The following is a 13,099-nucleotide window of genomic DNA, read 5'->3' as shown; positions in this document are numbered from 1 at the left end:
TGGTTAGGGTACAAAAGTTTCCCGCAGATAACGCGGAATCCGCAGATTAGGATTGTTATAAATTTACTTTTTATTAAAGAGTATAGATAGTTAGCTTTTCAGCAACTTTACCTTTGTAAGCTATGACTTGGAAGCTAATTGTTGGATGTGGATATGAAATTACAGATCTACATGCTTAACTATTCTTATAACTATACATCCGAACTATGGCTCAGCAGTCTTTCCGTTGCACTCCAAGCTTACTGGTCCACCAAAGGTTTCCCGCAGATAACGCGGATACCGCAGATTAAGGTTGTTAGAAATCTACTTTTTATTAAAGAGTATAGATAGTTAGCTCCAAAGGAGCGACACCCTCAATTATACTCTTATTGACTATTGCAATGTTTCCCGCAGATAACGCGGATACCGCAGATTAGGATTGTTATAAATTTACTTTTTATTAAAGAGTATAGATAGTTAGCTCTTCAGGAACTTTACATGTGTAACATCAAATGCAAAAATGTTATAAGCTTTAGAGCCAACTATGGCTCAGCAGTCTTTCCGTTGCACTCCAAGCTTACTGGTCCATCAAATGTTTCCCGCAGATAACGCGGATACCGCAGATTAAGGTTGTTAGAAATTTACTTTTTATTAAAGAGTCTAGATAGTTAGCTCTTCAGGAACTTTACCTTTGTAAGCTATGACTCCTCATTCATTTCAAAATGGTTTGTAAAGAAATACATGAGTGACAAAATAGAATTAAAGGAATATTAAGCAAGAACAGGATATGAAAGGAAAGTGTCCGTAAGCTATCTGAAGATTTTTTATGTAGATCAATGTTTGAACAGTGGAATGAAACGAATGGCTAAGTAAACTACATAAATCACTCCTTCATCATTCGAAATACTACATTCCTTCCATCTAAATGAATAACACCAAAGTATATTCCAGGAAAATAAGCTGAAACATCTACTTTTATCAATCCTTCCATCTGTATGAGATGTTTATCTAGTTTCCGACCAAATAAATCATACAATTCAAGTGTACCACCTTCAGAACCGATTTTCTTGACATCAATATAAAGTTGATTATTTACAGGATTAGGGTAGATAGAAAATTGATCCTGATCCATTAAATCTATATTCGAGGAAGCAATCTCCACCGTAACTGTCCATTCCTGAATACTAATTTTATCTTCACCTACTACCTTATAGATAAGTGGATCAGCGAAATCATTTGCCGTAACACCGCTTTCTTGTAGCACTTCATCCACTGTAGCTATAGCACCTCTAGCCAACGAAAACGAAGGAATAAGGTTGGTGACGTCTGTCCCATTGACCACGGAAAGTGTTATTGTTGCATTCACTGAATCGATGATGGTTTCACCATATTGCTCATCAAAACTAAAGTCCAAGAAATCTGCAGATGTATTATCACATTCACCATCGTTATTAATATCACCACAAGGAATATAGCTGATGCAAAGCTCCGCTGCTAAAGCAGGGGAACTATTATATGCCTCTGCTGATCGATTTCCTGTTCCAGTTATGATGGTAGAAATAGCATTATCCGCAGCAAAACCAGGTCGGTCTACAATCTCTTGAATCACGGAAGCTATATTGGGACTTCTTTGGTCTATGCCTCTTTCTCCTACGACATTCCATGGTTCTGGATTCCAAGTAACAGATGCTGAAGTCTTCACTCGCTCAGAAATATTATAATAAGACGTGGTAAAAATAGGTGAATCATCCACCGCTTCACCTGCTATGTCTAATTCAGTAGGTCCATCCTTTTTCTCATCAGTAGTGAATTGAATATAAGCACTTTCGATCTCCGCTCCTTGAGGCACTGATATATTGGTAAATCTTAAACCGATAAACTGATTTCCAGTGGTTTGATTCGAAACATTAACCATATCGATATCCGAGCTATTCAGATTTACATTTCCATTCGTAGCATGTTCTTCCGCATCGTCAGCTTCTGAAGAAATTTTAACACAAATAGTCTGAGGCTCAGTACCTGGAATTCGTCCTTTACAAGAACAGTCTTCTAAGTAGACATCATTCTGAGTATATTCATTACCATCATCACATGATTTGCCGAATAAATTATTGTTTAAATCTGGACAAGAATCTAAAGCTTCACACAGACCATCTCCATCCGGGTCTGGCAAATAAGTACCTGAACATCCGCAGTCTTCACCGATAACATCATTCTCTGTACATTCATTATTGTCATCACAAGGAGCGCCTATTACACAATCTTCTTTTTCTTTGTCAATGGTAAAATAATCCTCAATCTCTCCAGTTTCTCGAATAAACTTGACATCCATTTTATTAGCATTGACCTCTATAACACAAGATCCCAATTTAGCAACACTATAGAACATCGCAGCATGATCCAACGGCGCAGCTGTAATTTTCCCCGCACTTCCAGTAGTAATATAAACTGCACCATCTCCAGCTTCTTCTCCAGTAACGGTTTTAGCGTAAGCGCCATTTCCATCAGCTTTCCCATCACCATCCCCCGTTTCACCAACCGTATGAACTTCTGGATCGAAAGTATTCGAATTACCATAATGTCCATTCAGAAGATAGGATCTTTCATAGGAATGCGAGTGGCCTGAAAGCACTAAATCGACACCATTACTCTCTAACATCGGAAGGAAATTCTGTCTCATGTCCCTCAGATTAGATTCAGTATCTGAATTATGAGAACCTTTCGAATATGGTGGATGGTGCCAAAAAGCAACAATCCATTCTTGCGTCGTATTTTGAATATCATTAAGTGCCCAGTTATACATCGGGCCTCCTACAGCTCTGTTCGTTTCATAGGATTCTAACGCTATAAAGTGAATATTACCATAATCAAAAGAATAATAAGATTCTGTACCAGAAGCTATTCCTCCAGATTCTCCTTCCGTCGGGAAAGTAAAAATATCATAGTAAGGACCAGTTTGAGAATTGGCGTCAGCCGAATGACCATCATGATTTCCTAGACAAGACCAAGCAACCGAATTCTGCAACTTATCCTCATACATATTAGAAAACAAGGCGTTCTGGTATTCTTTATCTGTTCCATCATTATAGGCGTTATCACCCAAAAATAAGATTCCATCTGTATGCTCGTCACCTACATAGTCATAATAAGCATCTCTTACTGCGCGCTGGTTATTATTCGCCGTTCCTGGATCACCAAGTATCCACATTCTTATCGGTTGATTAGTTCCAATATTAGGATGAGTTTGAAAATAAAGGTTTTCAGATGATGGGACTAAATCCGCTGCGCTGTTTTTAATTTTGTAGTAGTACTTTGTATTTGGTGCAAGACCCAATAATTCTACTTCATGTTCCCTTTTCGGAAGCGTATTCTTATAGACTCTATCTAGGTCTGAAAGCGAAGTTCCATATTCTACGATTGTTTCTGTAGGATCATCTGTTCGCCATCGGATCGTCATGCTTTTATTACTTCCTTTCTGAAGATATGGCCCTCTGTTCACTCTAACCACTCCAGGAAATTTACCAACCACTTGCAGATCAAAACTAAGATCACTACTTGAAGTACTTGCTTGATGAACTTCGACCGCGATCACATTACTTCCTTCCGTTAAAACATTTCCAATTTTTGTTGTTACAAAGGTATTATCATTACTTACGCTAGCCGAAGTAGTGTTGTAATTCACATCACCGGATGGCATATTCACTCGCCAGACTTCACTTCCATTCAGATACACAATCGCTCCATCATCATACCGGAGGGAAAGATCAATTCCTTCAAATAAGCTCGGGTCATCAACATTGAAAGATTTTCTAAAGTATGCGGTTTCAGTTTGATTATTAATGACGGTTGCTTCATCGCCATCTCCATAACCTAGTTCTGCATTTCCTGTGGACCATGAGTCACTGTTATATAGGATGTCATTCCAATCTAGCGTGTCCTGATTAGGAGGTTCCGCTAGACTATCGAAGTAGGACCACGAACTTTCGTTGTCTACAAATATGGTCTGAGCACTTGACATTTGCCATAGACCCGCAAATAGTAACATTAGAATTCTAGTAAGTTTTTTCATTTGTTTTCGGTAAAAGTTAGTTGGTGTAAATTTGTTTCGATATCACTATGGAGCTGAATCATAGCTGAATTAGATTTTATTCTCTTAGGCAGTTTCTGCCAAGCGGACTCCGCATTATTCAGAGCATCAAGCGCAAGACACTGATCTCCTTTAGCAATAGCAATTTCATATAGCGTGTAGAAAGCGGTTTCTTTACGATTCTGAGATTCAATGATTGATTCTTGAATGAGAATAGCTTGGTCATATCGTTTCACATCTAGTAAAACTTTGATCAAGTGTTGTTGCAAACTTATTAAATGCCCTTGCTCTGAAATTCCCTTTTGTAGAATTGAAATTCCTTTATCCAGTCCTTCTTCTGTATTTAAGCCAATCCAGCTCGTTGCGGCATTGATATAATTTTCGGGTAATTGCTCTGTAGCGTGATTAATAACATATTCAAACTCCGTGGCGCTTAACGAGAATCGTTTTTGACCATAGAGGATTTTTCCATATAAATTATGCGCAACGACATGATCGGGACTTATAACAAAATATTGCTTGATTTCCTCCTCTGCTTTCGAATAATCTTCTATTGCAAAGTAACATTTGGATAAGAAAAGATGGACTTGCTCTCCCTCATAACCTTTCTCTATTGCGGTCTGAAGATCTGCAATACCTTTATTAAACTCTTCATGCTGGTAGTATAGTTTTCCTCTATGCAAATAAAGTTCTTCGTTCTCAGGATCAGCGTTGATGGATTTTGTAGCTTTTACAATTCTTTTATGTAGATCACCATGAGCATATAACGGCTTTGCCATCCAGCTAAGTAATAAGACTAGCAAGCATATGTTTTTCATATAGTTATAGTTTCAATTTTAAATATACAATTAAAAAGAAAACCGCGAACTTACTTAATCATCAAATATAAATTAGACATCATATTTAATAAGTTAATAGTTATTATATAATAAGATTCCACTATCAAAAGACTTAATTCAGATAATAATTATCAGCGACAACTAATAAGGCTATTATTTGCTACCTTAGATATTAAAAAATATATTAATATGTCTAAATTGATTCTAATAAGTATCTGTATTTTACTTAGTCAGACAACCTATAGCCAAGCTAAAAAAGTGATTATAGATGGAGCCATTGTTATCTCTGATAGCGAAGAAACAACTCCGCAAGCTGGAACGATCAGATGGAATGGACAGGACTTCCAAGGATATGATGGGAATCAGTGGCGGACTTTCACTTATGTAGTTGACACAAATGTGACTGATGATTTCTCAGGAAGTGGACCTCTATTAAATTATTCCACCAACAATGAGACAGCATTACCGGGAGTGACCAGAGATAATGGTAGATACAGGGCTGAAGTGCTTTCCAATGCTAATAATGTGACGCTACATTTCAATGGAAGTCAAGGAAGACTAGATGCAAAAGTGGTTACTTTTCCATTTGAATATATCGTACGTAACATTGGAATAGGTACGCTGAATGATAGCCAAACAGCTCCACCAGATAATATAAGCTCTTATGTATTTGCAGGAATTCAAGCTCACGTTTATCCAAATTTTGAAAGTAGAAACTCGTCGCATTTCGTGGTAGGTCATCGTGGCAATACAGAAAATACCATTGAAGGAAAAAATACCGTGAATGGTTCTTCTAGCGTGAATGATGCTGGTGCCAATGTTGTCCCAGATGGTCGAGCAGACTTACGCTTAGTAGGGCAAAGTGATAACACGATCCTTTGGTATTACCAAGTACCAAATTTTGATGTAGGCAATACTCCTGATAATTGGATACCTTATCGGGGAACTGGACTTATGCCAGGAACTGCACCTGTATTCGGGGATACGATTTACCTTGGTCCGATCACTTATGCGTTTAATTCTAGTAATGTTCCATTTGTAGGAACGATAGATAGTATTGAACTTATCGGTGAAAATCCATAACGAAATAGGATTGTTTTCTAATTTAATACTAAGCGCCGAATACCTACAAATAGAAAAATTAATATGGAGTAGAAAATGTAAAATGGAATGACAAATCTCTCCAAATCAAGAAGCAGCATGACACTCATTAATAGCAATTGAAAGCCTAATCCAAAAATGGAAACACTTGTCATAAACCACTTAGGAAATGGCTTGCTTTCTGTAGCTTTCTTATCTATAAAATGGATCGTTCTATCAAATCCAACATAGAGAAAGTTGAAAACTTTAAAAAAGTAATCTACTGTGCTTTGCTCTTCGCCTTCCATTGCTTTCGGAGGTGAATCTTCGATTACACGACTAGTCGTATCACCATTCACACTGTTTCGCAGAATAACATAGTAATAATTATAAAGCGTGCCTTGGAGTTGCATACCAATGAAGGCTAATATCATGTAGACAAACCATTCATCTGAAACATACCAAAATGCAAGTAGGAATAAGAAATTCAGCAGAATATCTGCAATTGAATCAAAATACCTTCCTGTATAAGAAGGCATGTTTTTAATCCTGGACAATTCTCCATCAGCTGCATCCAGGATGGACTTTAGAATCAAGAAAAAGGCCGCAGCTATATGAAGCTTGTAAATAATACAGACGGTTGCAATCAGACCAGAGATAATAAACCAAGAGGTTACTTGAATGGGAGTAACGGACGTATTCTTTAATGAAGTAGCAATTCGACGAGCTATGAATCTACCATAATCTGATAAATCAACAAATTGATATTGCTTAGGTAACTTAGACATTCATTTTTATGAATTATGTTTCTTTAAACCTGCAAATCCTATTGTTGTTCAATTCGAAGTAACTTTAAATTACTATTTAACTGTATATCCAATACTTATCTTGGGTTGATGATTCCTATTTTTCAAAATGCGAAAGTAATAAAAATGTCTTACCATTCTGCCAGAGGTTTTTTTCAGGTGTGTCGCATGCTATATAATCACTACTGTCTTGCTAAGAAATTTTGAATAGCTTCAATGGTTTCATCAGGTCCACTCATATGTGGACAATGTCCTTTCACCTTTAATTGCTTCAAAGTACTATTAGCCATTTGCTTGTGCATATACTTACCTACATATTTTGGTGCAATGATATCTTCTTCACATTGTAAAATTAGACTTGGCGTCTTCACTTGCTTCACATCTTCTCGATTGTCCGAGAGAAAAGTAACTTTAGCAAAATGCTTCGCGATACTAAAATTCGTATAACAAAAACTTGCTTGTAGTTCTGCACTTAGTAATGGCGAATCTGGGTTCCCCATAATAATCGGCGCTAACGAATTCGACCAAGCTTCATAGTCATCCTCCATTTGCTGAAGTAAGTCATCCATATACTCCTGATCGAATCCTCCTTTATAACCTTCTTTATTGACATAACATGGAGATGGAACGACGAGTATCAACTTACTGAATAAATTAGGTCTGAGGTTATTCGTTAAAACACCTATTATAGAACTTACAGAATGTCCGATATAAATCACATGCTCTCTAAGGTTTAACTCATCACACACTTCTAGAATATCCTGAGCGTGGGCATTCAATGTTTCATACTTTTCAGCACTCCACGCCTTACTATCCGAATCTCCACAACCGACTAAATCTAAAAGAATAACCTTGTAATCATCTTGGAATGAAGGCGCGACGAACCTCCACATGTTTTGATTGCATCCGAAACCATGTACAAAGACTATCGCTTGGCTTCCTCTTCCTACTATTCTTACATTATTCCTCTTTAGTACTGATTTCATGTTGTCCGTCTGGTTATACCTGTAAAAATAAGAATTAAGCTAAGGTTTTGTAGGTTTATTGATCAACTAAGCAGACAACTTCACTCGTTCACTTCATTTTTTCATCTTATCTTTCATTTCTGATCTTAAAAACATTGAAATAGCCGATGAAAATTATATCATGGAATTGCAATATGGCATTTAGAAAAAAATGGAATGCTGTCGTTGAGTTAAATCCTGATATTCTGGTTATTCAAGAATGTGAGCACGAATCTAAATACAAACTTGATCAATTGATTCCAGATTATAATGAATTCATCTGGATCGGTGAAAACCTCAACAAAGGAATAGGTATTATATCATTTAACAACTACCACATTGACCTGCTACCTAATTATTCTGATGATTTCAAATACATCATCCCGCTTGAAGTTACTGGAGTATCTACCTTTAACCTTTTCGCTATTTGGGCAATGCCACACAAAACAAAACTTAAGAGTTATGTCGGTCAAATTTGGAACGCTTTAAATTATTATCATTCCGAAATCAATGCTTCTTCCTTGCTTGTTGGTGATTGGAACAGCAATGCCATCTGGAATCACGAACGTAAAATAGGCAATCATGGCCAGGTAGTTGATTTCCTAGAAGAATTTGGAATTAGAAGTATCTACCACGAACTGAGAAAAGAAGAACATGGAGACGAATTGGAACCAACCTTATTTCTTCTCAAAAACAAGGAAAAGCCATATCATATGGATTATTGCTTCGCTTCGAAAGACAAGATTACAGAAAAAACAACCGTTAGAGTAGGGAAGTACGAAGATTGGATCCATCTAAGCGACCACATGCCAGTGATCGTAGATCATTTAGAAAACTGAGCATTTGCAAACATTTTCTGAAACAATTTACTATAAAACTAATTTTTCAGAAATCGTTTAATGTAACTTTTTAAGCTACTTAAAATTGAACTAACAACAGGCCATCCACCTATGCTCTCGGCTAATAAATATCTCACTTAGAAACTCTTAGTTAGTCGATTATACATATCGAAAAGTCGAAAATAACATCATTTTATGCTATAACTCATTCTAAGTTGCTAAATTGAGATTGTACCCAACTATTTGAAATCAATGCAAATCTCTATTCAAGGCTTACACAAAAAGTACCCTAACGGGAATCATGCCTTAAATGATGTTAATATTGAAATTAAAGAAGGCATGTTCGGATTACTCGGCCCTAATGGAGCTGGGAAATCAAGTTTAATCAGAATCTTAGTGAGCTTAATGAAACCATCTAGTGGTCGCATAATGGTTAATGGAATAGACGCTGCTAAAGATAGAGCTTATGTAAGAAGCATGCTTGGCTATCTTCCCCAAGATTTTAGTTTTTTCTCTAATCTCAAAACTTATGAATTTCTAGATTATGCAGCACAGCTAGCAGGGATGAGCAGCCGAAAAAAACGTAATCAAGCAGTCGATCAGTTATTAGAAGATGTTGGACTTTTCGATGTCAGAAGTCGTAAAGCTTCCAAACTTTCGGGCGGAATGAAGCGTCGACTAGGCATAGCACAAGCATTGATAAATGATCCGAAAATCATCATTGTAGATGAACCGACCACTGGCCTCGATCCTGAAGAGCGAATACGTTTCCGAAACCTTCTTGCTCGGCTAGGTTCGCAAGATGTGAGCATCATTTTGTCTACACATATTGTTGCTGATATTTCTAGTATGTGTGAGCATATGGCTCTTTTAAACAAAGGTCAGATTGCATTTTCAGGTCCGCCTGAGGAATTAATTCGGCAAGCGAAGGGTCATGTCTGGTCAATCTACGCAACTGAAAAAGAATACATAGAAGTAAATCAAAAATACGAAGTGGTAGCGACGGTAATGATGAAAGACGGATGGAAGATTACTGTAGTCGCTGATGAAGTGATAGGATATGCGGCAGAGGCTGTTCAGCCAAATTTGGAACACGCTTACGTCTATTTTGTAGAACACACACTAAAACAAATAAAAGTTTAAGTCCAGTTTACACCTGAAGACTTGAAACAAAACGATAATGGCCTCTAAATTTCTAACCATAGCAAAATACGAACGTAAAATCCTCCTGCGAAGTTGGTTTTTTCGAATATTCTCGTTGCTAAGCCTATTCATGATTTTTGTATTTAACATGGGCGAAATTTCTGAAGTGGGTAATCGCAACTGGGTATATCGTGCCGTACCATCTAATATTCCATATGCCACCATTTACTTATTAAATATGGCGCAGGCAATTATCGCAGTATTTCTGTCTTGCGAATTTATAAAGCGAGATACTAAGCAAGATACGACGGAAGTCTTTTACGTTAGATCCATGAGCAACGCTAGCTACGTATTAGGAAAATCATGGAGCATCTTATCCATCTTTTTAATTGTCAATGTTATAGCGCTTCTTTTAAGTCTGATTTTTAATTCGCTCGCGAAAAACACTTTCATCGATTGGAATGCTTATCTACTTTATCCATTATTGGTCTCTGTTCCTACACTAGTTTTCATCATTGGATTGTCTTCTTTGGTAATGAGTATCATACGGAACCAAGCTCTAACTTTTGTCCTACTGATTGGTTTTATTCTATCAAGTATGATCTACTTGAAAAGTTCTTATTATTATTTATTTGATTATATGGCTTTTCACATGCCCTTATTTCATTCGCAGATTACCGGATTCGGTGATTGGGAATCGATTCTAGCGCTTCGAGGTATGTATACTTGTTTTGGCATAGGGTTTATTTTCATTTCCGTTCTGTTGTTAAAGAGACTTCGCCAATCTTTCTTGCATAATTTAATGTCTGCAATCTTGGCTGTGGTTTTGATTGGTGGTGGAATATATTTGGGGTTTCAACATTATCAACGATATCAACAAAGTGTAAAGCTTCCCGCACAACTGATTGCATTAAACAATGAGTATCTTTCTCATCCACATATCGATATTAACGACCATGAAATCATTCTGACACAAGCAGTCGATGGCATTCATGTTCAATCTAAGATTCACGGCATAAGTAATTCAGAAAGCAAAAACTTTGTTTTCCATTTAAATCCTGGATTAAAAGTAAGCGAGGTCCAGTCCGCTGGGCAGCCTATAAACTTTGAACAGAAATCGCAATTGCTCTTGATCACATTTGATACGATTGTATCTGAAGACGCCCCAATAAATTTAGAGGTAACCTATGGTGGAAAGATTGACGAAAATGCAATGTTCATAGACATTGATCAGTCGGTCAAGATTAATAGACCGGATGACTACTTATTTGATATTGGAAAAAGATATGCATATATAGATCCTGAATTCTTATTACTGACTCCTGAAGCACAATGGTACTTACAATCAGGTGTAGGATATAGTACGGAAAGTGCAACTTGGTATCGGAAAGATTTTATCAATTATAATCTAGAGGTACATACCTTGCCAGATTTGATTCCTATTTCAGAAGGAACATTTCAGGAAATTGCTGAAGATAAGTATGCTCTTGATATAGGAAACGCACTTTCTCAACTCTCTCTCTCCATTGGCCATTATGAAAAGAAAAGCATTAAAGTGGATAGCCTAGAATTTTCCATTTATCACATGAAAGGCCACGATTATTTCCAAAATGCATTCCCTGACATTCGAGATACCATGCCCTCTATAATCTTAGAACGACTTCGGGATTATGAAAGAAAAATTGACCTAAAATATCCTTTCGAAACATTCTCTATCGTAGAAGTTCCTGGTCATTTCAAATCTTACGATCGAACATGGACTTCGATTCATCAGAATAATCAAGCTGGCTTGGTGTACTTTCCTGAAAAGGGAATGTTCAGCAGAGCAAATGACTTCGAAGGCTCAGTTAAGCGACAGAAAAACTGGGGAAATAATAAAAATAAGACCCCAGAAGAAATGCAAATAACAATCTTAAACCAATTTATAGATCAATTTTTTCGCTTTAAAAATGTAAGAACTAATTCTAACAGACAAGGAACAGAAGTCGATGAATCAATTAATCCTTACTATCAATTTGTTCAATTTTATGAAATGAGCAATAACCTAGATTCAGAAGAATGGCCCGTACTGAATCGAGTATTTGAGTCCTATCTCAGAGGTTCTACAAATGAAGTCCCAGAATGGGTTCGACGATCTAGTGGTAGCACACAAAATGAACTAGCGAATATGGTGCTGCAAGAGAAAACATTTGCTGAAATTCTAAATCTGAAAGAGAATCAAGAATTAATAGATAATGTCATTGAGTTAAAAGGAGAGACTTTATTTTCATTAATCCAAGCGAAATCCAATACTGGGGATTTCCGAAAATTCATCAACGAACTTCTAGAAGAAACCCGTTTCCAGAACCTGCCATTCGATAGCTTTAACGAGAGACTTCAAGAAAAATTTGGTGTTGATTTATCAGACCATATGGAAAAATGGTTTAATGAAATTCAGTTGTCACGATATCGGATTAGTACACCGATAGCAGAAAAAGTCTTGGCAGTGAACAAGGAGATGATCCGAGTTAGCTTCAAAGTAACTAATGATGGTTCAACAGAAGGCGTGATCAAAGTTGCCTTAACTCCCGGAGAAGACACTGAAAAACTTCTTTATCTGGATGCAGGTCAGACAAAGCAGGCTTATTACCTAACCGTAAAAGAACCTACAGGTATTCATTTTAATACGCTCAGTTCTGGAAACTTGCCAAATCAAATAGAATACAATTTCGAGCAAATCAGCAACAGTTCTGAGAAGAATGCGAAAGAAGGAGAATCTATCATCATTGAAACGCTAACTGAAGGGAACACCGGTGAAATCATCGTAGATAATGAAAATCCAGATTTTGAATATACAGAATACGAAGAATTTAGCAGACTTAGAAAATGGGTCAACCCAAAGCAAGATAAAGGATTCAAGTATGAAGGTACTCGAGTATGGAGACCGCCATTAAACTGGACCGCTACGACCAATGATAATTTCTTTGGGGAATTTATTCGTTCTGCTTTTTATATCAAGGCTGGTGATGGATCCAAAATTGTGAAGTGGAAGATCCCAATTGATGAGCCTGGACGATATGATGTGTATTACCATCTCTATAAGGATGAATCCTTTAATTGGGACAGAGAGTTAAGAGGGAGTTATCAATTTTCAATTCCTCACCAGAATGGCATAGATAAAGCAACAATAGAGGTGAGTAAGCAAACTCCAGCTGGATGGACACCTTTAGGGGACTACACTTTTTCATCTGATACGGTAACGATTTCCCTAACCAATAAAACTAAGCTTAAAGCCATTTTTGCAGACGCCATTAAATTGGTAAAAATGGACTAATGTTTTTTA

General features: G+C 36.9%; 8 protein-coding genes. 4 read left to right on the top strand and 4 right to left on the bottom strand.

What is annotated here, in order from left to right; genetic code table 11:
• Positions 1 to 862 precede the first annotated feature (862 nt).
• Both L2586_RS13290 and L2586_RS13285 read right to left on the bottom strand, forming a co-directional pair.
• Positions 863 to 4,048, bottom strand: coding sequence for a metallophosphoesterase (locus L2586_RS13290; protein ID WP_235293399.1), 3,186 nt, complete (start codon positions 4,046 to 4,048; stop codon positions 863 to 865).
• The gene (locus L2586_RS13285; protein WP_235293398.1) at positions 4,045 to 4,845 is read right to left on the bottom strand and encodes a tetratricopeptide repeat protein; all 801 of its coding nucleotides are present in this window, start codon (positions 4,843 to 4,845) and stop codon (positions 4,045 to 4,047) included. The genes L2586_RS13290 and L2586_RS13285 overlap by 4 nt, the downstream gene beginning before the upstream one ends.
• 249 nt (positions 4,846 to 5,094) lie before the next feature.
• Between L2586_RS13285 and L2586_RS13280 the strand changes: the two genes are divergently transcribed.
• Positions 5,095 to 5,988 carry a hypothetical protein gene (locus tag L2586_RS13280; protein ID WP_235293397.1) on the top strand — a complete coding sequence of 298 codons (894 nt, stop codon included), beginning with the start codon at positions 5,095 to 5,097 and terminating at the stop codon, positions 5,986 to 5,988.
• 17 nt (positions 5,989 to 6,005) lie between these two features.
• Here L2586_RS13280 and L2586_RS13275 read toward each other — a convergent pair whose 3' ends face one another.
• Together L2586_RS13275 and L2586_RS13270 are read right to left on the bottom strand one after the other, a co-directional pair.
• Positions 6,006 to 6,773, bottom strand: a complete 768-nt coding sequence (locus L2586_RS13275; protein ID WP_235293396.1) for a CDP-alcohol phosphatidyltransferase family protein — start codon at positions 6,771 to 6,773, stop codon at positions 6,006 to 6,008.
• 200 nt (positions 6,774 to 6,973) lie between these two features.
• Complete coding sequence (locus L2586_RS13270; protein WP_235293395.1) at positions 6,974 to 7,777, bottom strand: alpha/beta fold hydrolase; 804 nt, start codon at positions 7,775 to 7,777, stop codon at positions 6,974 to 6,976.
• 146 nt (positions 7,778 to 7,923) lie between these two features.
• Here L2586_RS13270 and L2586_RS13265 point away from each other — a divergent pair, with 146 nt between their 5' ends.
• The 3 genes from L2586_RS13265 to L2586_RS13255 all read left to right on the top strand — a co-directional run bounded on the left by L2586_RS13265 (position 7,924) and on the right by L2586_RS13255 (position 13,090).
• Entirely contained in the window at positions 7,924 to 8,634 is a 711-nt protein-coding gene (locus L2586_RS13265) for an endonuclease/exonuclease/phosphatase family protein (protein WP_235293394.1), read from the top strand.
• Positions 8,635 to 8,886: 252 nt separating this feature from the next.
• Positions 8,887 to 9,777, top strand: coding sequence for an ABC transporter ATP-binding protein (locus L2586_RS13260; RefSeq protein WP_235293393.1), 891 nt, complete (start codon positions 8,887 to 8,889; stop codon positions 9,775 to 9,777).
• Between the two features lie 130 nt (positions 9,778 to 9,907).
• On the top strand, positions 9,908 to 13,090 hold the full coding sequence (locus tag L2586_RS13255; protein ID WP_235293392.1) for a golvesin C-terminal-like domain-containing protein: 3,183 nt from the start codon (positions 9,908 to 9,910) through the stop codon (positions 13,088 to 13,090).
• The last annotated feature ends 9 nt before the right edge of the window (positions 13,091 to 13,099 follow it).

It is taken from the genome of Portibacter lacus (assembly GCF_021533215.1).
Taxonomy (GTDB): Bacteria; Bacteroidota; Bacteroidia; order Chitinophagales; family Saprospiraceae; genus Portibacter; species Portibacter lacus.
The sequence above is the reverse complement of the archived record's forward strand: the minus strand, read 5'-3'. Positions and strand labels throughout refer to the sequence as shown.